21 protein-coding genes and 1 pseudogene are annotated in these 24,605 nt (G+C 71.2%); 11 read left to right on the forward strand and 11 right to left on the reverse strand.

Translation table 11 applies throughout. The annotated features are described in order from the left end of the window. Positions 1 to 633: 633 nt before the first annotated feature. From ACFVYK_RS00355 to ACFVYK_RS00365, 3 genes are all read right to left on the reverse strand, one after another. A complete protein-coding gene (locus tag ACFVYK_RS00355) occupies positions 634 to 1,344 on the reverse strand; it encodes a helix-turn-helix domain-containing protein (RefSeq protein ID WP_389766882.1) in 711 nt (236 codons plus the stop codon). Positions 1,345 to 1,353: 9 nt separating this feature from the next. Continuing rightward, positions 1,354 to 2,424 (reverse strand): zinc-dependent alcohol dehydrogenase family protein, encoded by a 1,071-nt coding sequence (locus ACFVYK_RS00360; RefSeq protein WP_389766884.1) that lies wholly within the window; start codon positions 2,422 to 2,424, stop codon positions 1,354 to 1,356. Positions 2,425 to 2,765: 341 nt separating this feature from the next. Next, complete coding sequence (locus ACFVYK_RS00365; RefSeq protein WP_389766886.1) at positions 2,766 to 3,275, reverse strand: flavodoxin domain-containing protein; 510 nt, start codon at positions 3,273 to 3,275, stop codon at positions 2,766 to 2,768. Between the two features lie 225 nt (positions 3,276 to 3,500). Between ACFVYK_RS00365 and ACFVYK_RS00370 the strand changes: the two are divergent. After that, positions 3,501 to 3,901, forward strand: a pseudogene (locus ACFVYK_RS00370) (transposase); the annotation flags it as partial. Positions 3,902 to 3,935: 34 nt separating this feature from the next. Here ACFVYK_RS00370 and ACFVYK_RS00375 read toward each other — a convergent pair. After that, positions 3,936 to 4,085 (reverse strand): hypothetical protein, encoded by a 150-nt coding sequence (locus ACFVYK_RS00375; RefSeq protein WP_389767182.1) that lies wholly within the window; start codon positions 4,083 to 4,085, stop codon positions 3,936 to 3,938. Positions 4,086 to 4,368: 283 nt separating this feature from the next. On the opposite strand from ACFVYK_RS00375, the gene ACFVYK_RS00380 reads away from it, so the two are divergent. The 5 genes from ACFVYK_RS00380 to ACFVYK_RS00400 are packed head-to-tail and all read left to right on the forward strand — an operon-like array spanning position 4,369 to position 8,495. Next, a complete protein-coding gene (locus ACFVYK_RS00380) occupies positions 4,369 to 4,899 on the forward strand; it encodes an RNA polymerase sigma factor (RefSeq protein ID WP_389766888.1) in 531 nt (176 codons plus the stop codon). After that, the gene (locus tag ACFVYK_RS00385; RefSeq protein ID WP_389766889.1) at positions 4,896 to 5,714 is read left to right on the forward strand and encodes a zf-HC2 domain-containing protein; all 819 of its coding nucleotides are present in this window, start codon (positions 4,896 to 4,898) and stop codon (positions 5,712 to 5,714) included. Before ACFVYK_RS00380 ends, ACFVYK_RS00385 begins: the two co-directional genes overlap by 4 nt. Beyond that, complete coding sequence (locus tag ACFVYK_RS00390; RefSeq protein ID WP_389766891.1) at positions 5,711 to 6,544, forward strand: ABC transporter ATP-binding protein; 834 nt, start codon at positions 5,711 to 5,713, stop codon at positions 6,542 to 6,544. Before ACFVYK_RS00385 ends, ACFVYK_RS00390 begins: the two co-directional genes overlap by 4 nt. Beyond that, positions 6,541 to 7,923, forward strand: coding sequence for a hypothetical protein (locus ACFVYK_RS00395; protein ID WP_389766893.1), 1,383 nt, complete (start codon positions 6,541 to 6,543; stop codon positions 7,921 to 7,923). Before ACFVYK_RS00390 ends, ACFVYK_RS00395 begins: the two co-directional genes overlap by 4 nt. Beyond that, positions 7,920 to 8,495 carry a hypothetical protein gene (locus ACFVYK_RS00400; protein ID WP_389766895.1) on the forward strand — a complete coding sequence of 192 codons (576 nt, stop codon included), beginning with the start codon at positions 7,920 to 7,922 and terminating at the stop codon, positions 8,493 to 8,495. The genes ACFVYK_RS00395 and ACFVYK_RS00400 overlap by 4 nt, the downstream gene beginning before the upstream one ends. Before the next feature lie 359 nt (positions 8,496 to 8,854). Here the strand turns inward: ACFVYK_RS00400 and ACFVYK_RS00405 are convergent, their stop codons facing one another. Next, positions 8,855 to 10,498, reverse strand: a complete 1,644-nt coding sequence (locus ACFVYK_RS00405) for a serine/threonine-protein kinase (protein WP_389766897.1) — start codon at positions 10,496 to 10,498, stop codon at positions 8,855 to 8,857. 1,087 nt (positions 10,499 to 11,585) lie between these two features. Between ACFVYK_RS00405 and ACFVYK_RS00410 the strand changes: the two genes are divergently transcribed. The 4 genes from ACFVYK_RS00410 to mgtA are packed head-to-tail and all read left to right on the forward strand — an operon-like array spanning position 11,586 to position 18,265. Beyond that, positions 11,586 to 12,449 carry a GAF and ANTAR domain-containing protein gene (locus ACFVYK_RS00410; RefSeq protein ID WP_389766899.1) on the forward strand — a complete coding sequence of 288 codons (864 nt, stop codon included), beginning with the start codon at positions 11,586 to 11,588 and terminating at the stop codon, positions 12,447 to 12,449. A 31-nt stretch (positions 12,450 to 12,480) separates the two neighbouring features. Then, positions 12,481 to 13,206: a GAF and ANTAR domain-containing protein gene (locus ACFVYK_RS00415; RefSeq protein ID WP_389766901.1), complete on the forward strand. Its 726-nt coding sequence runs from the start codon at positions 12,481 to 12,483 to the stop codon at positions 13,204 to 13,206. 26 nt (positions 13,207 to 13,232) lie between these two features. After that, complete coding sequence (locus tag ACFVYK_RS00420) at positions 13,233 to 15,641, forward strand: phosphoketolase (protein WP_389766903.1); 2,409 nt, start codon at positions 13,233 to 13,235, stop codon at positions 15,639 to 15,641. Continuing rightward, on the forward strand, positions 15,623 to 18,265 hold the full coding sequence (gene mgtA, locus ACFVYK_RS00425; RefSeq protein WP_389766905.1) for a magnesium-translocating P-type ATPase: 2,643 nt from the start codon (positions 15,623 to 15,625) through the stop codon (positions 18,263 to 18,265). The genes ACFVYK_RS00420 and mgtA overlap by 19 nt, the downstream gene beginning before the upstream one ends. A 74-nt stretch (positions 18,266 to 18,339) precedes the next feature. On the opposite strand, the gene ACFVYK_RS00430 is transcribed toward mgtA, so the two are convergent. From ACFVYK_RS00430 to ACFVYK_RS00445, 4 genes are all read right to left on the reverse strand, one after another. Then, positions 18,340 to 19,335, reverse strand: coding sequence for a slipin family protein (locus ACFVYK_RS00430; protein ID WP_389766907.1), 996 nt, complete (start codon positions 19,333 to 19,335; stop codon positions 18,340 to 18,342). 221 nt (positions 19,336 to 19,556) lie between these two features. Beyond that, positions 19,557 to 19,973: a hypothetical protein gene (locus ACFVYK_RS00435; protein WP_389766908.1), complete on the reverse strand. Its 417-nt coding sequence runs from the start codon at positions 19,971 to 19,973 to the stop codon at positions 19,557 to 19,559. A 274-nt stretch (positions 19,974 to 20,247) separates the two neighbouring features. Next, complete coding sequence (locus ACFVYK_RS00440; protein ID WP_389766910.1) at positions 20,248 to 20,685, reverse strand: DUF5994 family protein; 438 nt, start codon at positions 20,683 to 20,685, stop codon at positions 20,248 to 20,250. A gap of 636 nt (positions 20,686 to 21,321) precedes the next feature. Next, positions 21,322 to 21,624 carry a hypothetical protein gene (locus ACFVYK_RS00445; RefSeq protein WP_389766912.1) on the reverse strand — a complete coding sequence of 101 codons (303 nt, stop codon included), beginning with the start codon at positions 21,622 to 21,624 and terminating at the stop codon, positions 21,322 to 21,324. A gap of 280 nt (positions 21,625 to 21,904) precedes the next feature. On the opposite strand from ACFVYK_RS00445, the gene ACFVYK_RS00450 reads away from it, so the two are divergent. Continuing rightward, positions 21,905 to 22,492 (forward strand): DUF5994 family protein, encoded by a 588-nt coding sequence (locus tag ACFVYK_RS00450; RefSeq protein ID WP_389766914.1) that lies wholly within the window; start codon positions 21,905 to 21,907, stop codon positions 22,490 to 22,492. Positions 22,493 to 22,797: 305 nt separating this feature from the next. Here ACFVYK_RS00450 and ACFVYK_RS00455 read toward each other — a convergent pair whose 3' ends face one another. Beyond that, positions 22,798 to 23,772, reverse strand: a complete 975-nt coding sequence (locus ACFVYK_RS00455) for a magnesium transporter CorA family protein (protein WP_389766916.1) — start codon at positions 23,770 to 23,772, stop codon at positions 22,798 to 22,800. Positions 23,773 to 23,916: 144 nt separating this feature from the next. Beyond that, positions 23,917 to 24,447 carry a DUF5994 family protein gene (locus ACFVYK_RS00460; protein WP_389766918.1) on the reverse strand — a complete coding sequence of 177 codons (531 nt, stop codon included), beginning with the start codon at positions 24,445 to 24,447 and terminating at the stop codon, positions 23,917 to 23,919. Positions 24,448 to 24,605 lie beyond the last annotated feature (158 nt).

The raw sequence follows: 24,605 nt of genomic DNA on the forward strand, positions 1-24,605 counted from the left end.
AACTGCTCCCCCACAAAGCCGCATTGGACTGTGACCGGACGTGTTCGATCACCTGTCAGGTCGCAACATAAAGCCACTTCCGCGCCGCTAACCAGAGACTCACAAGCGGGCATAGCCCCCAGCGATCACCAATCAGCACAACCTGAGGTGTGACACAGTTCATGTTTGCTCTGCAAATTCAACATGCTTCGACGATGGCTTCCGATTTGTCATGCGCCATTCATCGAGACCGGTCGCCGCCCCTTGCCTACGGCCGCTCAGCGGTGCCGCGGTGCCGGGTCCTCGACCCATCTCCGGGGGTGCAGGCATCGAACACGCCGTCGTTGTGGGTCTTGCGGTAGGTGCCGAAGACCGTGGAGACATTGGCATACATGGCCAGTACGTCTTTCCTCCGCTGCGGCCTCGTCCACTTCATCCTGAGGCCGGCAGCAGCAGGCGGTGACGGGCCATCAGTCCCCCCCTCCGCCGGAGAACGGCCCGGGAACGCGGACGTCCGTCACACAAGCAGGGGCGGTCGTGGTCGCACGGGGGGAGAGTGGCTCCTCTGCCATCCCGAGGCGGGGCGGGGCCCGGTCCAGTCCAGACGCTGAGTCCAGTCCACACAGGGCCCTGCGGCCGAGTGACCAGCTTTCCTCATGTGCCGTCGTAGGAGCGCTCCATGATCGCGCGGCCGGTGACGGCGACGGGGTCGACGCACACCCACATCTCGCGGCGCCCGCCTGCCCACGGCGTGCTGTACGCCTTGTCTGCCAGTCGGCGTATCTCGTCGGGATCCGTCACCCCTCGGGCACGGCCGCGCACCAGCACGCTCCAGCCCCGGCTGAACACCTCGTCGATGTGGTCGACCTCGAAGGCGACGGACGTACCGACAACGTGCGCGGCCGTGGAGCGGGGAGCGGTCCGGAAGGCGATCACGCCGTCGACGACGCTGTAGTTGACGGGCAGGACCATCGGCCCGTCGGCACTGACAACGGCAAGCCTGCCCACCCCATGTGTCGACAGCCGCCTCCAGCACTCCTCGACGTCGAGCTCCACGAACTCGGGATGGCGGCCGGCCTGCCCCAGTCCGGGCGGCAGGTCGACCTCACCGCCGGTGAGCGCCGTCACGGTCGTCTCCAGGGCACCGGCCAGCCTGAGCACGGTGCCCCTGGCCGGTGCCGCAACGGTCGATTCCTCCAGGTACTGGAGGTAGCCGGAATCGATGCCCGCCCGGTCGGCAACTTCCTGCATCGCCAGGCCGAGTTCCCCGCGTCGCCAGGCGAGACGGCGCCCGAGGTCGCCCCGTGCGGATCCTGGCGGCGTGTTCGCCATGCCGGGTGATGTGTGCTCGGGCACAGCCCTCATCTCCTCGTGTCAGGCCGCCGGAACAGCCAGGATGTCGTGGCGCCGTGCACCGAGAACCACTTTGAGCGCGCCGGTGTCGGCGGCACGGGAGAAGACGTCGTACGCCTCCTCCATGCTGTCCAAAGCAAATGTGTGGGTGACCAGCGACGAGGTGGGCAGACGGCCGACGGCCGCCATGCGCAGCAGAGTGGGGGTGGAGGAGGTGTTCACCAGGCCGGTGGTGATGGTCACGTTCTTGCTCCACAGGTCTTCGAGGTGCAGCGTCGCAGGTCTGCCGTGCACGCCGACGTTCGCCACGTGTCCCCCGGGCCGCACCATGCGCGTGCACATCTCGAAACTCTCGGGCACGCCCACCGCCTCGATGACCACGTCGGCACCGAGCCCGCCCGTGAGATCGGCGACCAGCCGCTCGGGGTCGTCGCGGACGGTGACCACGGCGTCGGCGCCGAGCCCCCTGGCAGCTTCGAGCCGGGACTCGGCGAGGTCCACGGCGATGATCCGTTCGGGCGCGTACAGCCGGGCGGTGGCGATAGCGGCCAGCCCGACGGGTCCGGCGCCGACCACGGCGACCGTGTCCCCGGGGCGTACCCGGCCGTTCATGACGCCGACCTCGTACGCGGTGGGGAAGATGTCGGCGAGCAGTACGGCGTCCTCACTGCTCAGCGCGCTGGGCAGTGGGTGCACGGACAGGTCGACGTGCGGCACGCGCACGTACTCGGCCTGTGTGCCGTCGATCCGGTGGCCGAGGATCCAGCCCCCGCCGCCGAGGCACTGACCGTACGCACCCTCCCGGCAGAAGCGACAGCGGCCGCACGCCGTGATGCACGAGACCAGCACCCGATCACCCGGCCGGACACTGCGGACGTCGCTGCCGGTCTCGACGATCTCGCCGACCGCTTCGTGCCCCAGCACCGTGCCGCCGCCCACCTCCGGAACGTCGCCCTTGAGGATGTGCAGGTCCGTGCCGCAGATGGTCACCGCATCGACCCGCACGATCGCGTCGGTGGGATCCTTGATCGCGGGGTCCGGGACCTCCTCCCAGGCGGACTGTCCGGGGCCGTGGAACACGAAGCCCTTCATGGCCGCTCCTTCCTTGCTCCCCTTCTGCGGCGTGCCGCAGAAAGGACCGGTGTGGTCAGGCTGCAAAGCGCAGTACCCGAGAAACCCCGCAGCTCCAGCATGTCCCGAATGGCCATGGTTCGCTTGGGCCGAACGGTCCGCCGAGCGGTCCCGTCCCCGAGTGGACCGGGCTATCGGCCCGAGCGCCACGGACGGGGGCCAACGGGCCCTTTGAGCCGTCCCAAAAGGGTGGGTGATCTGGTCACCTTCGCCGTCTCCACAACCGCGCCACGAAATGCGCCACCGGTCCGACGCGTATACGTCCCCTGCTCTACCCCTCGTCAGCGAGCGGCCTGCAGGGTTCAGCTTCTCGGCGACTCGCTCACGAGTTCGCTGCCGATCCGCGCGGCCCACGCCGCTATCTGATCGAAATCGCGGAAGTCCCCGCCCTTCCCGGAGGAGACGATCTTCCGGGCGACGAATCCCTTGGCTCCCTCTTCGAGGCAGCCGCCGAACGTGACGTGTTCCCGGACGTCGAGCCGGATCATCGCACGGCGGACGCCAGGGACAGGTGGGATGTCGCGTTCCGAGGCCGAAGCGTCGAGAGGACCGCTGCTGAAGAACCACAGCGAACGCCCCGACAGCTCCCGGGCATGACGCCGGACGAAGCGACGCGCGTCTTTGTGCCACCGCCCCGCATACAGGCCACCACCGACGACCACGGCGTCGTACGCTCTCACGCTCGTCACTGACCGGGCGGGCATCGCCTCGGCCGACAGTCCCTCCTTGCGCAGGATGTCGGCGATGGCCTCCGCTATCCGCGCGGTCGACCCGTTCGTCGTCCCATAGGCGACCAACACCTTGTTCAGCATGACGGTACGCCTCCTCTCACAGCCCTTCACACCCATTCCCAGGTAACACCGCGCATCGCCGGCTCGCACGGCCGCAGGTGCCGACGGATCATGGATACGGCCACAGAGCGACGCTTCGCCTCGTACGGGCCGGGAGTCTCCCCCTGGCGGGCCCTCGGATCGGTCCCCGAGATCACTCCGCTGACCTGCTCGTCCTCGGGGCGCCCGCGACGACACCGTCCTGCTCCTCGGCCGGTGCACGATCCGGGCAAGATCCTGCTGGATGTGGCCCTGGCAGTCGCGCTGGGCGGGGATTGCCTCGCGGATGCTCGCCATCTGCGGGCCGCGCCGGTCCTGTTCGGGCCCGGTGGCCTACGACCCGACGGTCTCCCGCCTCATCGACACCCTCGCAGCCTCCGGGGAGAAGACTCTGCGGGCCGTCCGTGCCGCGCGTGGTGAAGTCCGCCAACGTGTCCGGCGGTTGGTCGACCGGGAAGCGCCTGATGCGGGCGGGACGGTGACCGTCGACCTCGACGGGGTGCTGGTGATCGCTGACTCGGACTAGCTAGGAGGGCGCCGTACCGACGTGGAAGTGGACCTACGGCCACCACCCGCTGAGGGGGTTCGTCGACCATGACTCAGGCGGGCCTGCCCTTGGCGTCGTCGGCGCCACGTGGACCATCACGCCGCCGCCTGCGTCCGCTCGGTGGGGGCGAGGCGCACGGCGCTCACCATCCTGGGAGTCGAGACCCTGGCGCAGCTGACCGAGCGCAGGGACAGGGCCGTATCGCCGCCGTCGCCGGGCTGACCGGCCCCGACCACCGTCGGCACGGCCCGAGCGCAGGGACAGGGCCTGGTCGCCGCCGTCGCCGGACTGACCGGCCCGACCACCGTCGGCACGGCCCAAGTGGTGGCCGGAGCGATTTCCGGCCTCGACCGCCTCAGCCGCTCCGCCGTCCTGGTCGCCGAGCGGCTCGCGACGCACGGCCCCTGCTCCTGGTCGCCGGAACCGGAGAGGGCCTTATGTATGACGGGGATCACACCGAGGGGAAAACCTGCCGCAGGGGACGGGCGTCTAGCGGGTGTGAGATCAGTGAGGAAGGCACCGGGGGAGATGGACGAGGAGCGTCTCGTCCGGCTGGTGGCCAGGGGCGACCGGGCGGCGTTCGAGGAGTTGTACCGGCGTACGTCGCCGTGGATGGCGCTGCGGCTGCGCCGTCGCTGCGCGGACGAGCAGGTCGTCGCCGAGGTCATGCAGGAGACGTATCTGGCGGTGTGGCGCGCGGCGGGCGCGTTCGCGGGGGCCTCGGTGGGCGGGACGGCCGTCGGATGGCTGTGGACGATCGCGGCGCGTCGCCTCGTCGACGCCTTCCGGCGCCGGGCCCACCATGCCGAGCCGCCGTCGGCCGCCGCTCTCCCCGACGCGGTGCCCGCCGCCGAGGAGGAGGCGCTCGCGGCGACCGTCGGCGGTGACGTCGGCGACGCGCTGCGGCGCCTCGCGCCGGAACTCAGACAGGTACTGCAGGCCATGGTGCTCGACGGGCTGTCCGTCCGGGAGACCGCCGTCCTGCTCGGGTTGCCCGAGGGCACCGTCAAGACCCGTGCCCGCAGGGCCCGGCTCGCGATGCGAAAGGCGCTGGCATGAGCGTGGAACACGCGTCGATGCGGATCATCGACGGCTATGCGCGCGGTGGCACGGACCTCGCCGCCGACGAGGTGTGGGCCGTGGAGGCCCATCTGGAGGCGTGCGGGGTGTGCCGTGACCGGCTGTCGGCCGCCGTCGCGGCGCAGGCGCCGGCTGTGGCGGCGCTGGTCGACACGGTGTGGTCCGACCTCGAACCCCACTTGGCCGCCACCGCCACGATGCCGCGCGGACGGCGCTGGTCGGCCCGGCTGTCGAGGTGGATGACGCCCACGATGGTGCCGTGGCTGGCCATGGTCGTGAGCGTGACGCTGCTCGCGCTGCTGCTCGACCTGGTCGACACCGGTTCGGGTGAGGTGTCGCTGGTGCTGCTGTTCGCGCCGGTCCTGCCCGTGCTCGGCGTCGCGGCGTCCTGGTCGCGCGGCCTGGACCCGGCGTACGAGCTGACGGCCTCCGCGGCGAGGGCCGGGCTCCATCTAGTGCTGCGGCGCACCGCGGCCGTGCTCGCCGTTGTCGTCCCCGCACTGCTGGTGGGGGGATGCGTGACGGGGGTGACGGCCGCCCAGTGGCTGCTGCCCTGTCTTGCTTTCACCTCGACGACCCTCGCGCTCGGCGCTGTCGTCGGCGTGACCCGCGCCGCGGCCGCGCTGGCGGCCGTATGGGCCACCGTGATCGTGGCGCCGACCCTGGCCACCAGCCGTACGACCTTCGCCCTGAGGTCGGGCGGCCTTCCTGTGTGGGCGCTGATCCTCGCGCTCGGCATCGGTGTCGTGATCGCCCGCAGGGGCGCCTACTCCGTGCTGGGAGCCCATCGATGACCATCGGAAAGGAACACGACATGACGTCCGCGGTGAGCGCGGCCGACATCGCGCCGACGGCCTACGCCTGGGAGATCCAGGCCACCGGGCTGAAGGTCAGGGTCGGCAGGAAACGGATGGCCGTCGACGGCCTCGACCTGTCCCTGGGCACCGGCGTACACGGCCTGCTCGGCCCCAACGGGGCGGGCAAAACCACCCTCATCCGGACACTGGCCACCGTGCTGCACCCCACCGAGGGCACCCTGGAGCTGCTCGGCGAGTCCGTGGGCGGCATGGGCGAGCACCGTTCGCTGCGCCGCCGGATCGGTTATCTGCCGCAGGATTTCGGCTACTACAAGCGCTTCACGGTGCGCGAGTTCGTCGAGTACATGGCGTGGCTGAAGGAGGTGCCCAAGGCGGACATACCGGCGGCGGTGCAGCGCGCCGTGGAGCGGGTGGGTCTGGCGGACCGCGCCGACGAGCGGCTGAAGACCCTGTCGGGCGGCATGGTGCGGCGGGTCGGCATCGCCCAGGCCATCGTCAACGATCCGTCGATCCTGCTGCTGGACGAGCCGACCGTCGGTCTCGACCCGGCACAGCGGCTGCGCTTTCGCGAGCTGCTGCAGGAGTTGGGCACGGACACCTGTGTGCTCGTCTCGACCCACCTGGTGGAGGACGTCGCCGCCGCCTGCACCGATGTGGTGCTCTTCGCCGAGGGCCGGCTGGTCTTCCAGGGCACCCCGGACGAGCTGGCCGCGGCGGGGGGCCCGGAGCATGTGGGCGACAGCCCGCTGGAGCGCGGCTACTCGGCGCTGCTACTGGGCCCCGAGCAGGGGAGGGGCACCTGGTGAACGTCCGTGTCCTGCGCATCGAGCTGAGGCGCTCCGTCGCCCCATGGGCCGGCGTCGTGGTCCTGACGAGCGCGCTGGCGTTCCTGTACCTGCTGAGTGGTCCGTGGTGGAAGGGCACCGCGCTGTGGACGGCTCAGTGGACGTCCATGGCCCTGTGGACACGCTCCCTGTTGGTCATTCTGTGGCCGCTCGCCGTGGGGTTCGGGGCACTTCAGGGACTGCGTGACCACCGCTCGAAGATGTCCGAGCTGCTGACGAGCACGCCGAGGCCCGCCTGGCACCGTGCGGCCATGCTGGCGGGCACGACGGCGATCACGCTGGTTTCGGCCTTCGCGCTCCTCGTCCTCCAGGGCGCGGTCCAGGTGCTCGCCGACGCCGAGTACACGCACCTCGGTTGGCTGCCGATCTCGCTGGTGGGGGCACTCGCCCTTGTCGCGGGGGCCGTGCTGGGCATGGGAGTCGGGCGGGCGCTGCCGTCCCCGCTCACCCCTCCCGCGCTGGCCGTGGGCGCCTTCGTGGTCACCAATCTTCTGCGCCAGTGGACGTCGGACTCGGCGGTGCCGACGGCCTCGGTGCCGAACCGGGTCTCGCTGCTGTCACCGGGGGTGGCAGAGGTGCGGGACGTGTTCCTCACGCTCTCCGCCTCCGTGCACCTCGGGCAGACGCTCTGGCTGCTCGGCATGGCCGCGACGGGTTTCGCACTGCTGGCCGCCACGACGCCGCGCGCCCGACTGCTCGCCCTGACGCCCGTCCTGGCGGGCGCGGCGCTGGCCCTGCTCGTCCTCCCCTCCGACCCGCGGCGAACGTACGTCGTCGACGACGACGCCGCGGCACCGGTGTGCGACGGCCCGGTGTGCGTGGCGAAGGCGCACCAGGCACGGCTCGCCGACCTGGCGGCTCCCGGCAGGAAGGCGCTGCGCCTGCTGCACGACGCCCTGGGCGACCAGGCGCCGGTCTCGGTGCGTGAGACCACCGTCATACGGGCGCTCGGCACCACGCCGGAGCGGTCCCCCAGGTCCGTGCTCGTCGACTTCGACGACGGGACGATCGCCACCGCGAAGGGCGAGGAGCTGACCCGGGCCCTGCTCGCCCAAGGCATGGCCCCGACGTGTTCCCCTCGCAGCGACAACGAGAGCGGCACGCTCGGGGAGATCGCCGCGCAGAGCATCGCGGCAGGCTGGGTCCTGGGGGACCTCAGGCCGCTCGGCGGCACCGTCCACTCTTCGCGTGACCAACTCGACCTGGCCCGCCCGGCGTGGAAGAGACTCAAGGAGCTGCCGCGGGCCGAACAGGTCTCGCGGATCAGCGCGATGCACGCCGCCGCACTGTCCTGCAAGGGCGACCTGCTCGCTACCCTGGCCGGTGTTGCGTCCCGATGAGATGGCTGACGCTGTACGCGCGCTCGCGCCAGGTACCCGCGTCGCTCGCCATGGTGGTGATCAGCGCGGTGGCGGTGTGCGCGCTCGCCCGGGACGGCGGCGCAGGGTCCGGCGGTCCGCGGCCGACCGCGCTCGTTCTCGCTACCGGGGCGATGGCGGCCTCGATCGGGTTCGGCGGGCAGGACCTCGCGCTGGACCGGACCGCCGCGATCCGCTGGGCGCCCCGCAGAGCGGCGCACGTGCTGCTGGCCGGCGCGGTCGTAGGCGCGGTGATGTCGGCCGTGCAGGCGATGGGCGGGGACCCGGCCACCGCCGCGTTCGTCGTCCGGGACAGCGCGGGCCTGGTGGGACTGGTCGCCCTGGGCGCGGTGCTCGCGGGCGGCCAGTACGCATGGACGCTGCCCTTCGCCTGGCTCTCGTTCTCGTTCTTCGCCCCACCCCCGACGAATGCGCCGATGCAGGTGGCGACCTGGATGCTGCTGCAACCCGGCACGGCAGCTGGCACCTGGACGGCCCTGGTCCTCGCCGTGGCCGGCACCGCGGCCTACGCCTTCGCGGGACCGAGACGGTAACCGGATCGGGCCACCGGACCGGGACACCGGATCGGGACACGGCCGTGATCGTGCGTGGTCGGCCACCGGCCGATGAGCGTGGGGCAGGCCGAGCCCACGGGCCGGCGGCGCATCACCAGCACCGTCGGCCCGAGAGCACCGGGCTGCGCGGCCTGTCCATGGACTGGCATCAACGCTTTGAAGTGGCCCCTTTTTCCGGTCCGAACTGACCCCGGATCGAGGGATGAAGCCGTCCCCGGGCGATCTCGCCACCTACGGCGTGCATCGAGGAGGAAGAGTTGCAGGTCGCGGTGTGCGACGGTGACCTGATGCCGGCGCCGCGGCCTGCGGACGGGGGCCCGATCCGAACTCGGCGGTCGTCATGGGGCACCTGGGCTGCGGTGAAGGCTGGAGGGTGCGCCCGCGGACTGGGCGCCTTCCTCGCCGAGGGTCATCGTGTCGTCGTTCGACAGCTCCACGACGTACACGTGCCCTTTCTCGCAGGTCAGCAGGGAGGCTGAGCGGTCGGTGGGGTGGCTTGTGACCGCCTCGAGGGTGACGGTCGCTCCGCGTACGCCCCGCAGTTCGAGAGCTTCGGTGCAGCCCACCTCGCGTCGAGTGCCGGCCTCTGTGACGTTGCTGACCTGCTTGCCGGCGAGTTCTCCGACGGCGGCGGTGCGCAGGGTCAGTGTGACCTTGAACGAAGTGGTGCGGGGCGTGAGTCGTCCGTCGGCGCGTGGGTTGCCCGAGCCGATGCCGGTCCAGACTCCCGTCCACTGTCGCGGGAGCGTCGGCGCGGTCGCCGATGCGGACGACGTGGGGCGCTCGCTGTCCTTCGCGTCCGTCCCCGCCGGGTCACCGCGTCCGTCGAACGGGTGCAACAACGCGACCAGGGTCACGGCGACGGCCGTTGCAGCCACGGCGGCAATCCACCAAGCGCGCGAGGCGGACGTCGTGGACTGCCCGGTGCCGCTGGCGGCAGGCGATACGCCGGCGGGACCGCTCGGCCCTGCGCCAAGGGAGGGCGGGGGTCCGAAAACGCCTACCGGACCGACCGCGGCCGGATGTGGCGGGGCAGTTCCACCGGCGGGCGGCGGAGCGGCGGTGCGGGCGGGCGGCGGTGTAGCCGTCATGACGGTGGGTGCCGTGACCGTGGGTGCTGGGACGTCGGGTGTCGTGACCAGGCGCGCCACCTGCGCCTCGCGGGCAGCGAGTTCGTCACCGAGGCCGGGCGGCGGGGCCTGTCTCCAGCTCGAGCCGGATCCGCGGGGCAGCAGGTCGGTGAGTTCCCTGCTGGAGGGGCGCTGCTCGGGCTGCTTGGCCAGACAGCGTCTCACGACGGGCAGCAGCTCCGGTGGCAGGGCCTTGATGTGGGCCTGCTCGTGCACGATGCGGTACAGCAGCGAGGCCGCGGAGACGTCCTCTCCCGGATGCTGGAACGGGCTGCGTCCGGACGCCGCGAACACGAGGACGCAGCCGAGGGAGAAGACGTCGCCGGCCTCGGTAACGATGCCCCGGGATATCTGCTCGGGGGCCAGGTAGCCCGGAGAGCCGATGACGCCGCCGCTGTGGGTGTGCCGTGAGTCGTCGGCTGCCCTGGCGATACCGAAGTCGATGAGCATGGGCCGTTCGCGGCCCAGGAGGATGTTGGACGGCTTGATGTCCCGGTGCGCCAGCGAGCAAGCATGCACAGCCGCGACAGCGGCGGCCAGTTCGCCGGCCAGCGCACGCAGCGTGACCGGCGGGAGCGGTCCGTGTGCCACGACCCAGTCGGCCAACGATGGCGCGGGAACGTACTCCGTGGCAAGCCACTGCGGGTGGTGGCCCGGCGGACTGAAGTCGATGACCGAGACGGTGAACGGCGACCGGACGAGATCGCTGTTGCGGAGTTCCCGGGCGAACCGTGCCTCGAAGTCGGGCGCCTCGGCCAGATCCGGGCGAACGGTCTTCAATGCGAGCGGTCGTCCGGCCGTCGTACGGGACAGATACACCTGGCCCATGCCTCCGGCGCCCAAACGTGCCAAGATCGGATATCCCCCGACAGCAGCCGGATCGGTAGCCTCCACCGGTTTCACGTGCCCCTCCCCCGGTCTTGCCGTCTCACTCCCGCAGCGACGGCACTGCGCAGATCTTGCGGGCGGCCAGCAGGATACGCGGACGGCGGCCATGGATGAGCCCGGTGCATGCGAACAGCAAGACGCGGGCGACGCGTACGTGCCGACCGGCAGGCGCCTGCCCGGGCCCTCTCTGTGGACCAGACGTCACGATCGGCTCGCCCCCGGATCTCTCCCCCACGCCCTTGCGCACCGCCGGGTGGCCAGATTCCGGCCCGTTCGAACCCACCGCGGCGAAGGCCCGGGGACTATGCTGGTGAGCGGACGCCCAGGACCCCGGTGGACGCACACGGCCTGTTGACCTCGATGTCACGGGAGCGGAGTCTCGTCCGGACCCGTCGCATCTTCGACGCGGTCCTTTCGGGCGCCGAGCCCCGTAGCACGGAACCCCGGTCTGGTGACGTACTCACGCCCTCGTACGCCCCGGCCTCGGTCGCCCCGCCGAGGAGAACCCGGGCGCATCGCTTCACGGTGCCCGGTAGCGGTCGGTCCCGAGAACACCTGAGCTGGAACGGAGGTGTCATGCTTATTCTGCGGCTGTTCATCCATCGGCAGGGCTCGCGTCCGCCAGGGCCGCTTTCGCCGCCTCTTGCGGGTGGGGGTACGCCGTGACCGCCCCGCCGGCCCCCGGTCAGCCCTGGAGCGGTGGAAGTTGTGAGCAGCCCGCCGTGGAGATGACGCGCCTGCCACGGCTCAGCCGCGTACGGCACCGGGATGCGGCCCGGTTGCGGGAACCGCTCCTCTCCGATCGCCAGGCACCACCCGCACCACCCGGTGTCACCTTGGCGGATCGGGCCGAAAAGCCGATCCTGGCCTCCCTCCGCTTCCGGTTCCGGTCCCGGTCCCGGTCCCGGTCCCGGTCCCGCAAGGGTGTCGGAAACGTGTGTTGGCCGGCCGCCGGCGACACCGTGTTCCTGGCGCCGATTCGTCCCTCGAGAATGCATACGGCGCGGAGGGCGGGCGGGCTTGATCGCCACGACTGGACCGGGTGGTCTCCGTGACGCCCGGCAGCCGGTCGGCGCGGATCCAGGCTCTCGTGGCCGAGCAGGCGGCCCTGCGCGATGCCCGGGTCGGCCTGCTGGATGTGTGTACGGCGGCGGTGGCGGCGCTGCCGGTCGGTGGGGCCGGGGTGTCCGCGATGTTCCGCGGCCGGGCGAGTCATCCGCTGTGCAGCACCGACTCCGTCAGTCAGCAGCTGGAAGAACTCCAGCTGACACTGGGCGAGGGGCCGTGCGTGGATGCCTTTGTCCTCGGCTCCTCGGTCCTCTGCACCGACTTGTTGGCCGGGGAACTCCAGCGGCGTTGGATGGTGTTCGCCGACGCGGCCCTCGAAGCCGGAGCCAGGGCGGTCTTCGCCTTCCCCCTGCAGATCGGGGCCATCAGCCCCGGCGTACTCGACCTGTACTCCAGCAGCTCGGTCGAGCTGGACGCGGACGAGGTGGCCGACGCGATGGCCTTCGCCGACACTGCCACGTTGCTTCTGCTCGATGCCCGGATCAGCGAGGCGGGTGTCCCGTCCGACACCGGCGCGGCCGGCACCGGCGCGGCCGGCACCGGCGCGGCCGGCACCGGCGCGGCCGGCGCCGACATGGCCGGCACGGGCCGGCCGGACGCCGTGCCCTTCGATGACCTGGGCGGTTACCGGGCCGAGATCGACCAGGCCACCGGCATCCTCGTGGTCCAGCTCGGCGTCGGCGTCGAGGAGGCGTTCCTCCGGCTGCGTGCCTACGCGTTCGCCCGGGGGACACGGATCTCGGTGGTCGCCGCCGACGTGGTCGCCCACCGGCTCCGCTTCCCCCTGGAGACCGCACCGTACGACTCGAGACCGGCGGATCCGCGCCCGCCCGACGAGGAGCCCTGATGCTCACGCCCCACAAACAGAGGTGTGCACGATGAAGGAACAGCTGATGGCCCGGACGTTCGTCGAGTTGGCGGACAGTCTCGTCGCCGACTTCGACCTCATGGACTTCCTGCGGCTGCTCACCGACCGCTGCGTCGATCTGCTGGACGCCAGTGCGGCGGGCGTCCTGCTCGCCGACCGTGACGGAGTGCTGCGCGTCATGGCCGCCTCCGACGAACGGGTGCGCCTCCTCGAACTCTTCCAGCTCCAGAACCACGAAGGCCCCTGCCTGGACTGCTTCCACAGCGGGATCGCCGTCTCCGTTCCCGACCTGCGCGACGAGGCGGCCCGCTGGCCCCAGTTCACCGCCCAGGCCCAGCGCACCGGCTTCACCGCCGTCCAGGCGCTGCCCATGCGCCTGCGTGACGAGGTCGTCGGCGCCCTCAACCTCTTCCACACCACCCCCGCGCCCATCAGCCCCGCCGCCACCCCTTTCGCCCAGGCCCTCGCCGACGTCGCCACCATCAGCCTGCTGCAACAACGCACCACCGAGCGCAGCACCCTCCTCAACGAGCAGCTGCAGACCGCCCTCAACAGCCGGGTCCTGATCGAACAGGCGAAGGGAAAGCTCGCCGAACGCCGCAACACGGACATGGAGCGGGCTTTCACGACGCTGCGTGCCTACGCCCGCGCCCACAACCGCCGTCTGGCGGACGTCGCCCGCGCCTTCGTCGACGAAACCGAGCACCTCCCCGGCCTCAGTTCCAGAAGTTCCTGATCAGCCTCCTGCGAGAAGGGTTCGTCATGCCGCTCGGCCCCACTACCGAGACCTCCCTCGACACTCCGGACACCCCCGGCCCCCTCGACGAGGAGGAACTGAGCGCGCTGGACGCCCACTGGCGGGCGGCGAACTACCTGGCCGTCGGGCAGATCTACCTCATGTCCAACCCACTGCTGACCGAGCCGCTGACGCCCGAGCACGTCAAGCCGCGGCTGCTCGGGCACTGGGGCACCTCACCGGGGCTGAACCTGGTGCACACCCACCTCAACAGGGTCGTCAAGGCAAGAGACTTGGACGCGATCTGTGTCTGGGGGCCCGGTCACGGCGGGCCGGCCGTGGTGGCGAACTCCTGGCTGGAGGGCAGCTACACCGAGACCTACCCGGACATCACGCGGGACGCGGCCGGCATGACCCGCCTCTTCCGGCAGTTCTCCTTCCCGGGCGGCATCCCCAGCCATGTCGCGCCCGAGACCCCCGGATCGATCCACGAGGGCGGCGAGCTGGGGTACTCCCTCTCGCACGCCTATGGGGCCGCGTTCGACAACCCGGGGCTCCTGGTGGCCTGCGTGATCGGCGACGGTGAGGCCGAGACGGGCCCGCTGGCCGCGTCCTGGCACTCGAACAAGTTCCTCGACCCGGTACGGGACGGTGCCGTCCTGCCGATCCTGCACCTGAACGGCTACAAGATCGCCAACCCGACGGTCCTGGCCCGGATACCGGAGCCCGAACTCGACTCCCTGCTCAGGGGATACGGCCACGAGCCCCTCCACGTCACCGGGGACGACCCTCACACCGTCCACCAGACGATGGCTCGTGCCATGGACGAGGCCCTGGACCGTATCGCCGCCTTCCAGCACGCCGCCCGCACGCAGGGCGCTGCCGAACGCCCACGGTGGCCGGTGATCGTCCTGCGTACGCCGAAGGGCTGGACCGGGCCCGCCGAGGTGGACGGCCTCCCGGTGGAGGGCACCTGGCGAGCGCACCAGGTGCCGCTGCCGGCCGTGCGCGAGAACCCGGACCATTTGCGGCAGTTGGAGCGATGGCTGCGCTCGTACCGTCCTGAGGAACTCTTCGACGACCACGGCCGTCCCCGGGAACAGGTCCTCGCCTGTGTCCCAGGCGGTGCACACCGCCTGGGCGCCAACCCGCACGCCAACGGCGGCCTGCTGCTGCGCGACCTGCCCGTGCCGCCCCTGGAGCGGTTCGCCGTCCCGGTCGACAAGCCCGGCGCGACGGCGCACGAACCGACCCGCGTCCTCGGCGACCTGCTGGCTCAGGTGATGGCCGACACCGGCGAGCGGCGCGACTTCCGGCTGGTCGGCCCGGACGAGACGGCCTCCAACCGGCTCCAGGCCGTGTACGAGGCGAGCGGCAAGGCGTGGGAGGCCCAGGTCCTGGCCACGGACGAGCACCTGGAGCGCGGCGGCCGGGTGATGGAGATCCTGTCCGAACACACCTGTCAGGGCTGGCTGGAGGGCTATCTCCTCACCGGCCGGCATGGCCTGTTCTCCTGCTACGAGGCATTCGTCCACATCGTCGACTCCATGGCGAACCAGCACATCAAGTGGCTTCGCGTCGCCCGTCGGCTGCCCTGGCGGCGCCCGATCGCCTCCCTCAACTACCTGCTCACCTCGCACGTGTGGCGCCAGGACAACAACGGTTTCTCGCATCAGGACCCCGGTTTCGTCGATCACGTGCTCAACAAGTCGCCGGAGGTAGTGCGGGTCTACTATCCGCCGGACGCCAACACCCTGCTGTGCGTCGCGGATCATGTGCTGCGCAGCCGCGACTACGTCAACGTCGTCGTCGCGGGCAAGCAGCCCTGCTTCGACTGGCTCGACCTCGACGCCGCCCGCGCGCACTGCGCCCGCGGCGCCGGCATCTGGGACTGGGCCGGCACCGAGTCCGAGCCCGGCGAGCCCGACGTGGTGCTCGCCTGCGCGGGCGACGTACCCACCCTCGAAGTGCTGGCCGCGGCCTCGCTGCTCCGGCGCCACCTGCCCGAACTCGCGGTGCGGGTGGTCAACGTCGTGGACATCGCCCGGCTGCTGCCCGCGGAGGAACACCCGCACGGCATGCCCGACAGTGAGTACGACGCCCTGTTCACCCCCGACAAACCCGTCGTCTTCGCCTACCACGGCTATCCGTGGCTGATCCACCGGCTCGCCTACCGCCGCGCCAACCACCCGCACCTGCACGTGCGCGGTTACAAGGAAGAGGGCACCACCACGACCCCGTTCGACATGGTCGTACGCAACGACCTCGACCGCTACCGGCTGGTCATGGACGTCATCGACCGGGTGCCGGGCCTCGCGGTCCGCGCGGCGGCGCTACGGCAGCGGATGGTCGACGTCCGCTACCGCCATCACGACTGGATCCGCGCCCATGGGGCGGACCTGCCCGAGGTCGCCGAATGGACCTGGAGTCAGTGACCACGGAGTCGGTGACCACCCGTGCGGCTGAGCTGCGGGTGGGGGACGCCGCCGCAGAGGACGCGGAGGCTGTGCTGGCCGCGCTCGCGAGCAGCCCCGACGGCCTGTCGGGGGGCGAGACGGGTGAGGCCGCCGAACGGCTCGCAGCCGTCGGGCCCAACGCCGTGCGCACGCACCACGTCCGCGTCCTGGCGGTTCTGGGGCGGCAGCTGCGCAGCGCCCTGCTGATCCTGCTCGCGGTGACGGCCGGGGTCTCGTACTTCTTCGGCGAGCGGACCGGCGCGCTCATCATCGCGGGGATTCTGGTGCTGAGCGTGGCGCTGGGATTCGTCAACGAGTACCGGGCGGAGAGGGCGGCGCAGGCCCTGCACTCGCGGGTGCGGCACACGGCCGTCGTGGTCAGGGACGGCGCGGCCACCGAGGTCGACGTGACCGAGCTGGTACCGGGAGACGTCGTACGCCTGGCGCTGGGACAGGTGGTCCCGGCGGACCTGCGCCTGCTGGAATGCACCGCGTTCACCTGCGACGAGAGCGTCCTCACCGGGGAGTCCGCCCCCGCCGACAAGAAACCGGAGCCGGTCGCCGCGGGGGCGGCCCTGGCCGAGCTGACCTCCTGTGCGCTGATGGGGACGGTGGTGCACGGGGGCAGCGCGACCGGAGTGGTCGTCGCCACCGGGGGCCGTGCCGAGTTCGGGCGGATCGCGCTGGGTCTGGGAGAACGGCAGCCGGAGACCGACTTCCAGGCGGGGTTGCGCCGCTTCTCCATGCTGCTCCTCAAAGTCGCCGCCGCCCTCACCACCGGGATCTTCGTCATCAACCTCCTGCTCCACCGGCCGCTGCTCGACGCCCTGCTGTTCTCGCTGGCCATCGCGGTGGGCATCACCCCACAGCTGCTGCCCGCCGTGGTGAGCACGAGCCTGGCCACCGGCTCACGCCGGCTGGCGCGGCGCAAGGTCCTCGTCAAACGGCTGGTGTGCATCGAGGACCTCGGTGACATGGACGTCCTGATCACCGACAAGACCGGCACGCTCACCGAGGGCCGCATCCGTTTCGAGGCGGCCCTCGACCCGGCCGGCGCACTCTCCGACACGGTGCTGAAGCTCGGCCTGCTGGCCACCGAGGGCGACCTCGACCACGTCGGCGGCAACGCGCTGGACAGCGCGCTGTGGCAGGCCACGGGCACACCCCCGGCCAGACACCACCGGCTCGCGCTGCTGCCCTTCGACCACGACCGGCAGCTGGGCTCCGCGCTCGTCGAGCGTCCGGACGGCAGCCGCCTGCTCGTCGCCAAGGGCGCGCCGGAGGCCGTCCTGGCCCGCTGCGGTCACGTACCGGGAGCGGCCGCGGCGGTGCTCCAGGAGCACTTCGCGGCGGGCAGCCGGGTGGTCGCCGTGGCCACCCGGGACGCGGACGGGCAGACGTCCCTCACCCCCGCCGACGAGTACCGGCTGCACCTGGCCGGCTTCCTGGTCTTCCTCGACCCGCCCAAGGCCGGTGCCGCCGCCTCACTGCGCCGCCTGGCCGACCTCGGCATCACCGTCAAGATCTGCACGGGCGACAACGCGCTCGTCGCCCAGAAGGTCTGCGCCGACCTCGGCCTGCCGCCAGGCCGCGCCCTGACCGGCCGGGACATCGGGGAGCTGGACGACGACCAGCTGACCAGGGCGGCCGAGACCACCACCGTCTTCGCCCGCGTCTCGCCCCAGGACAAGGCCCGAGTCGTACGGGCCCTGCGCCGTCGGGGCCGGGACATCGGCTTCCTGGGCGACGGCGTGAACGACGCGCTGGCCCTGCACGCCGCCGACGTGGGGCTGTCCGTGGACACCGCGACCGACGTGGCCAAGGACGCGGCCGACGTGCTGCTCCTGGAGAAGGACCTCGGCGTCCTCGCCGACGGCGTCGCCGAGGGCCGCCGGATCTTCGCCAACACCATCAAGTACGTCCTGATGGGCACCTCCAGCAACTTCGGCAACATGTTCAGCGCGGCCGGAGCCTCCCTGGTACTGCCCTTCCTGCCGATGCTGCCCTCGCAGATCCTGCTCAACAACCTCCTCTACGACGCAGGGCAGTTGACCATCCCCACCGACCACGTCGACGCGGAGCAGCTGCGCGCGCCCTCACACTGGGACATCGCCTTCATCCGTCGCTTCATGTTCTTCTTCGGGCCTGTCAGCTCCGCCTTCGACTTCCTCACCTTCGCGGTCATGATCGAGATCTTCCACACCGGCGCCTCGCTGTTCCGCTCCGGCTGGTTCGTGGAGTCCCTCGCCACGCAGGCGCTGGTCGTCTTCGCGATCCGTACCCGACGGGTGCCGTTCTACCGCAGCCGGCCCAGCCGCCCCCTGCTGGTCAGCGCCATCGGCGTCGTCGCCGTCGGTGTCGCGCTGCCGATGTCCCCGCTCGCGGGGCCGCTCGGTTTCCAGACCCTGCCTCTCGGGCTCCTCCTCGCCCTGGCCCTGATGGTCGTGAGCTACCTGGTGCTGATCGAGGGCGCCAAGCACGTCTTCTACGCCCGCCTCGACGCGCGGGCCGCACAGCCGCCGGTACGCCGCCGCACCCGCCGTCACCGCATCCAGCGCCGGGCCGGCCGCTTCAGCCACCCCGGACCGCTGCGACCCCGGTGACAGGACGTCACCGGGGCCATCAGCGGCACCGCGCCGCACCGGGACGATCCTGTCGCCCCGGGCAGCCGGGACCATCAGCCGCTCAGTGCCTCCTCGGCGTCCCGCCGGGTCGGCCAGTTGTCCCGGCGCTCCCGGGCCACCTCCGCACGACCGCCGACCCGCTCTCCGGACACGGAGACCGACGGAGCGAGGGCCGGCGCGGGGATGGCGGGCTCGGGGATCACGGGCTCGGGGATCACGGCCCCTGCGGAGAGCGCGGCGTGCCGGTCGCTCCGGCGCACGAGCCGCCCGTCGGACTCGCCGTCGCTGTCCCTGCTCTGGTGCTCGAAGAAGCGGAGCATCTCCACGGGGAACGGCATCACGAGGGTGCTGTTCTTCTCGGCGGAGACGTCCACCACGGTCTGCAGCAGGCGCAGTTGGAGTGCTCCGGGAGTGTCGGCCATGGTCGCGGCGGCGTCGGTCAGCCGCTGGGACGCCTGGAACTCTCCGTCGGCCGCGATGACCCGCGCGCGGCGTTCCCGCTCGGCCTCGGCCTGCTTGGACATCGAGCGCATCATCGACTCCGGGAGAGCGATGTCCTTGATCTCGACGCGCTCGATGCGCAGCCCCCAGGGCTCCTCGGTGGGGGCGTCCATCACCTTCTTCAGTTCCGCGTTGATGTGGTCGCGGTCGGAGAGCAGCGTGTCCAGGTCGGCCCTGCCGATGACCGAGCGGAGCGACGTCTGGGCGATCTGGGAGACGGCGGCGGGGTAGTTGCGCACGTTCACCAGGGCCTTGACGGGGTCGATGACCTTGAAGTAGACGACCGCGTCGACGGTGAGCGTCACGTTGTCGGCGGTGATGGACCCCTGTGGCGGGATGCCGAGGACCTCGGTCTGTACGGACACCTTCCGCATCCGGTCCCCGATCGGCCGGATGACCCGCAGGCCCGGCCCGCGGATGTCCGGCAGCAGCCGCCCGAAGCGGAACACCACGCCCTTCTCGTACTGCTGGACGTTGCGCACGCTCAGCGCGAGCAGCACCAGCCCGGCCACGGCGCACACCGCCAGCACGGTGATCAGAACACCCATGGTTCTCACTTTCCTTACGTCGATGACGGTCCCGGACCCGAGCGGTCCGGGAAGCGCACGGCACGGGAGGACCCCGGCCTGTCGTCTGAGGTGCGGCCGGGGTCTCGGGCTGCTGTTGAGGCTGTGGTGTGTCGGCCCGGCTCAGCCGGAAGAACTCCGCGGTAGGCCGGTCCGGGCTCCGCCGACCGTGGCCCCGGTGGCCGCTGGGGTGCGCACGGCCCTCACCTCGCCGTCGGCGGAGCGGAAACGGCCGGGATCTGCGGGCGTGCCGCGGGATCGCGGACTTCGTGGTCTTCCTCGGAGTCCCAGGCCGCCTGAACGAGCGAGTCGGTCTCCGGCATCGTGCGCAGGAGCGCCGCCTCCGCCATCAGCCGGTGCACGTGCGAGGTGCGCAGGCAGTCCCGGCCGGCGGCCATCAGCCAGAGGGCCGAGACCGGGGTCGGCTGCGCCTGTCCGCAGTAGGGTCCCGCACCCGGGGCGGGCGGCCGGTACGCGTGGTTCGACAGGCCCCCGGTGATCAGCCCCGACAGCGGATCGAGCACGGCCGTCGGCGAGGGCCCGAGGGGCGCGGAAGAGATCCGGAGTGAGGTGGAGGGCGTGCTTCCGCGGATCGGCGTGGGGGGAACGGTCGCAGTCATGACGCGAACCCTGCTCCGGGCCGACCGGAGGCGGCCCGGCGTTGTCAGATCGCCGAAAGCGACAACGACGTCGAAGCCGGTGTACGAAATACCCTCGGTAACACCAGCCTACTCCGCCGACGGTCCGAGCGGACTCCCCGTCGGTGCAGCACGGCCGGCCCGGGACGCCCGGCCGGCCGGGACCGGGCACGTGGGCCTGCCCAGCCGGGTCCGGCCGCGACACTCCCAGGCCCGCACCCGGAGGGCGGACCCGCGAGTGGTCCGACTGCCACCGTCAACGGACCGCAACTCCCCGCCCCATGCCGTCCTTCACAGCGGTGGCCGCACGCTCCATGAGCCGTCCGGCCTCGGCGTCCGTGGCGGCGGGCGGCACCACCAGCAGGTCCCAACGGCCCCGGCCGGGCGCCAGCAGGCAGACGGTGGACGGGGAGTGCTGGGTGGTCGTCCGGCGCAGGCGTACCACCTGGTCGGCGACGAGCAGCCGGCCCGGGAACGGGGACCACACGGCCTCGTCCACGAGGACGCTGGTGACCTGTCCCCAGGCGGGCGGCAGTCCGGCCAGCAGCCTGGGCAGTTCGGACGCCAGATCGGGCGAGCGTGGCCACCAGGCGCCGTCGATGAGCCGGGGCATGTGGCCCTGTGCCGGCTGGGACACCAGGCGCAGGCGGACGGCGGACGTCGAGGAGAGCGGGGGCGGTGGGGCGAGTGTCATGGAGACTCCTGAAGGGGATGCGGTCGCGCGGGTTCACACGCGGCGGGCGGCGATACGGTCCGGGATGGGCCAGCGCACGTCCCTGACCCGACCGAGGCCGCGAAGAAGCGGATCCCGGCGGCGGACGGATCGAGCCGGCCGCGCTCGACGCTGTGTCAGGCGCAGGTGGAATGCGACCGTGACGCCGAGGCCCGTGACCGGGTAGAGCACCGCGGCGAGAAGGACGAGAAGGACCTCGACGGGGTGGGTCAGGCGCCCCCACAGCAGCCAGAGGGCCGGACCGAGTGTCAGGAACGGGAGAAGGACGATCAACCCCGTGATCTCAGGGGACGGTCGCTCGCCGCCGGTGCGCCCGGCAGCCGTTCCCTGGCGCGGGAAGGCTGCTCTCCCGTCGTACTCCGGGCACGGCGGGGGCCCTTCCGGCGGGACGGCGGCGGACGGGGAGCGGAGGTTACGGAGGTGCATGCGCGGTCCTTGACCTCGGTGACGGCAGTGCGGCCGGGGTCTTGGGCTGCGCCTCTTCGACGTGGGTGCGTGACGGCATCGCTGAGAGCGGATGCGAGTCGCACGGACGGTGGATACGGGAGCTGCGGGGGCTTGGGCTGGTGAGGACGTGGAGAGTGGGCGGCGGGGCCGTCAGGCGGTCTCGCCCTGATGGGTGCGATCGGCGCGCGGTCTGCTCGAGTCGAGCCAGGAGCCGAGCGGACTGGCGGCGCGACAGGCGTCCAGTGTGAGGTGCAGCCGCGTGCCGGTTCCCGAGGAGTCGGGATAGCTGCGCTGTTCATCGGCGGCGAACAGCAGCCGGAGGGCGTCCGCGACACGTCGGGCCGCTTCGGGGTCCGCGGAGACCAGGCGGACCTCCACGAGGACCTGCCCGCTCGGTTCGTGCTCGGCCTCGGCCTCGGGACGGGCGTTGCGGTGCGGGGCTTCGGATGTCATAGGGCGGAACCTGGCCCGGACCTGAGCGGCCCATATCTGTCGTGCGACGAGGACGAGACCGGTCCGGACACCTGGTGTACGACGTGCCCTCGACGGTTCCAGCCTACTCCTGCCGTTCGGGGCAGCCGCCCCGTACGAAGGCCGCCGCGGCGCGCGGTGCCAGGAGTAGGATGGAGAAACCGAGGGCATTTCGCACACCGGCTTCCACGCCGGGTCGTTCTCGGCGAGAGATGAAACCCGGGCCGTAACCCCAGGGGCGGCCCGGAGACGGGTCCGCATCATGACCGCGACCTTCGAAGCGACCCTGCCGCGGCCCGTACCCGTCGCAGTCCCTCCCGCCCGCCTCGTACTGAAGACGGACGGCCCCTCCCGTGGACTCCTGGACGGCGCCTGGTGGCCGCGCTCGCGCGACCTGCTGCGCGAACTGCCCGCACTGACCGACGCTTTGGACCCCGTCTGGGGCCGCATCACCCGTGTCGCCGTCAACCCCGAGCACTGGCCGGTCATCCCGCGCAAGGTTCCCGTCAACGGTCACGTCGTGAAGGTCGGCTGGTTCACGCGGGAGATCGACCCGCACAAGCTGCTGCTGCTCTCCTACGGCACCGGACGCTGGGATCTGCTCGTCATCCCACCCGAGACCGGGGCGCGGTCGGCGGCCCGCCTGATGGCCGCCGCATCCGACTACGACGGCCCGCCGCTGACCGCGAGCGCACTCATCGCCGCGGAGCGAGCCGGGCGCGCAGTCTCCGCGGCCGACCGGTCACTCGATCCGGACGAGGCTTGGGAGTACGAGGGCGGTTCCTGCTTGACGCCCGCAGCGGTGCCGGCAAAGGCCGGTGACGCCGGCCGCCTGGTCATCGGCAGGTGAGGCAGCCGTCATAACGTGCGGCTCGTACTTCTCGTTCGTCGGCACCCCGCCCCGGTTGTCGACGAACAAGGCGCCACCATGCCTACCCAGTTCCAGGGCGTCATCGCTGCATCATCACCCGGCACATGGTGAGGGTCGACCTATCGAAGTCCCCCCGATTCCGGGTCGCCGTCGCCGTAAAGGACGTCGACGCGGCGATCCCGCGCCGCGGGCACACAGCCCGCGGTCTCGGGGAGCCGCTTGGGAGCCGACTTCTGGTACCGGCTCCCACCCCCGTCCGCCGACGAGAGCGCGGGAGCGTGTGGTCAGAGCCAGTCCCAGTGCTTGAAAGCGAGGTACAGCGTCAGAGAGGCAACGACGATGACGGCGCTGGACACGATGAATCCCGACTGGTGTCCCAAGCCGGGGTAGGGAAGGTTCTGTCCGTAGAAGCCAGTGATCGCCGTGGGCACGGCGATGATCGCGGCCCAGCTCGTCACCTTCTTCATGATCAGATTCATCCGGTTCGCCTGCACCGACAAGTTGGTCTCCATCACCGAGGCCACCATGTCGCGCAGCGACTCCGTCCACTCGCCGGCCCGCAGCACGTGGTCGTACACATCTCGGTAGTAAGGCAGCAAGGGACCGTCGACGACGTCGAGGTCGGGGCGCATGAGGGCGTTGACGACCTCGCGCATGGGCAGGACCACGCGACGGAGCCGGACCAGTGATTTCCGCAGGGCGTAGGACTGGCGCTGTACGGTCTGGATCTGCCGACCGCCTTCGGCGAAGAGAAGAGCGTCCAGTTCCTCGATGCGTTCGTCGAGCTGCCGTACCGCGGCGAAGTGCCCGTCGACGACATGGTCGAGCAGGCCGTGGAGCAGAAAGGCGACCCCGTGTGCCGCCAGAGCCGGGGTACGGTCCCAGCGGGCGACCAGCTCGTCGAGGGCGAACGCGGCGTCCTTGCGGACGGTGATCAGCGCCTGTGGCGTGAGGATGACCGCGAGCTCGCTCATCGTCAGTCCTGCGCCATCCGGGTCGACGGCGACCGCGTACACACTGAGGAAGTGATGGGTGCGGTAGTTGTCGAGTTTCGCCCGTTGTCCCTCGTGCAGCGCGTCCTCGAGAGCCAGCTCGTGGAGGCCGAGTTCCTCGCCGACCGCCGTGAACTCGGCGCGGTCGGGGCGGTACAGGTCCAACCACACGGTCGAAGACCGGTCCGCCAGATGCTGGGAGATGTCCCGGACCGGGAAGTCCTCCTCGACCAGGGAACCGTCGCGGTACAGCCGAGTACGGGCCATGTCGCGCACCCTAACGGCACTGGCGGAACATCAGCGGACGGCGCTGCCGGGCATCCACTCCGACGGGCGGCACCGCCTGGATCGCGTTGAACTCGGGGGGCCGCCCAGCAAAGACAGCCCCACGGGCGCCCGGACCTGCGGAAATCATGCCTCGGGCACGTGACGTTGCTCGCCGGTGCGGGGGTCCTCCGTGGGGATCGGGTGTGTCTGATGGGTGCCGGTGGCGATGAGGATCTGTGCGGCGTCGGTGACGTTGTCGGCTCGGACGGCCCTGGCCATCGCGACACGGGCGGCATCGGGTGTCGCGTGCGGCGGGACCACGAGAAGGGAGAAGTGGTCCTGGTCGCCCCGAGTGAGCAGGACGGTGTCGTCACCGACCGGGCAGGAGTCGATATGGACGACCTGGTCGTCGATGACCAGGCGCGTGGGAAGTTCATCCCATGCTGTGGCGTCCAGGCCGACGCGCGTGATGGGGCCGAGGTGCCCGGTCAGCACGTGGATGAGGTCGGGCAACTCAGCGCCGATGTCGCGGGAACGCGGCCACCACGCGCCGTCGAGGTTGCCCTCCCGGGACTGTGTCGTCTCCAGCCGCACAAGAACTGTCCCGGGTTTCGCGGCCCGATGGATCGCGTCCGGCAGGAGCCCGGGGGCGCGAGGGGTGTCGGATTCGTTCATGGCGTGTCCGCCTGTCTGCGGGCTTCGGGGTCACCGCCGAACGCGGGACCTCCTCCTCTCACCGTAAGTCGTGCGCCGCCGCACCCGCTGCTTTCGCTGGTGGTCAGGCAGCGGGTCCGGAATACACCTCGCGGTGGCCAGGGCACATCCCCGCGCCG

The organism is Streptomyces sp. NPDC058291 (assembly GCF_042880855.1).
In the GTDB taxonomy this organism is placed as follows: Bacteria; Actinomycetota; Actinomycetes; order Streptomycetales; family Streptomycetaceae; genus Streptomyces.

Coding starts and splice junctions, on each gene's coding strand:
- ACFVYK_RS00355 (WP_389766882.1), bottom strand. CDS start 1,344: ATGAGGGCTGTGCCCGAGCACACATCACCCGGCATGGCGAACACGCCG.
- ACFVYK_RS00360 (WP_389766884.1), bottom strand. CDS start 2,424: ATGAAGGGCTTCGTGTTCCACGGCCCCGGACAGTCCGCCTGGGAGGAG.
- ACFVYK_RS00365 (WP_389766886.1), bottom strand. CDS start 3,275: ATGCTGAACAAGGTGTTGGTCGCCTATGGGACGACGAACGGGTCGACC.
- ACFVYK_RS00380 (WP_389766888.1), top strand. CDS start 4,369: ATGGACGAGGAGCGTCTCGTCCGGCTGGTGGCCAGGGGCGACCGGGCG.
- ACFVYK_RS00385 (WP_389766889.1), top strand. CDS start 4,896: ATGAGCGTGGAACACGCGTCGATGCGGATCATCGACGGCTATGCGCGC.
- ACFVYK_RS00390 (WP_389766891.1), top strand. CDS start 5,711: ATGACCATCGGAAAGGAACACGACATGACGTCCGCGGTGAGCGCGGCC.
- ACFVYK_RS00400 (WP_389766895.1), top strand. CDS start 7,920: ATGAGATGGCTGACGCTGTACGCGCGCTCGCGCCAGGTACCCGCGTCG.
- ACFVYK_RS00415 (WP_389766901.1), top strand. CDS start 12,481: ATGAAGGAACAGCTGATGGCCCGGACGTTCGTCGAGTTGGCGGACAGT.
- ACFVYK_RS00420 (WP_389766903.1), top strand. CDS start 13,233: ATGCCGCTCGGCCCCACTACCGAGACCTCCCTCGACACTCCGGACACC.
- mgtA (WP_389766905.1), top strand. CDS start 15,623: ATGGACCTGGAGTCAGTGACCACGGAGTCGGTGACCACCCGTGCGGCT.
- ACFVYK_RS00430 (WP_389766907.1), bottom strand. CDS start 19,335: ATGGGTGTTCTGATCACCGTGCTGGCGGTGTGCGCCGTGGCCGGGCTG.
- ACFVYK_RS00435 (WP_389766908.1), bottom strand. CDS start 19,973: ATGACTGCGACCGTTCCCCCCACGCCGATCCGCGGAAGCACGCCCTCC.
- ACFVYK_RS00440 (WP_389766910.1), bottom strand. CDS start 20,685: ATGACACTCGCCCCACCGCCCCCGCTCTCCTCGACGTCCGCCGTCCGC.
- ACFVYK_RS00445 (WP_389766912.1), bottom strand. CDS start 21,624: ATGACATCCGAAGCCCCGCACCGCAACGCCCGTCCCGAGGCCGAGGCC.
- ACFVYK_RS00450 (WP_389766914.1), top strand. CDS start 21,905: ATGACCGCGACCTTCGAAGCGACCCTGCCGCGGCCCGTACCCGTCGCA.
- ACFVYK_RS00455 (WP_389766916.1), bottom strand. CDS start 23,772: ATGGCCCGTACTCGGCTGTACCGCGACGGTTCCCTGGTCGAGGAGGAC.
- ACFVYK_RS00460 (WP_389766918.1), bottom strand. CDS start 24,447: ATGAACGAATCCGACACCCCTCGCGCCCCCGGGCTCCTGCCGGACGCG.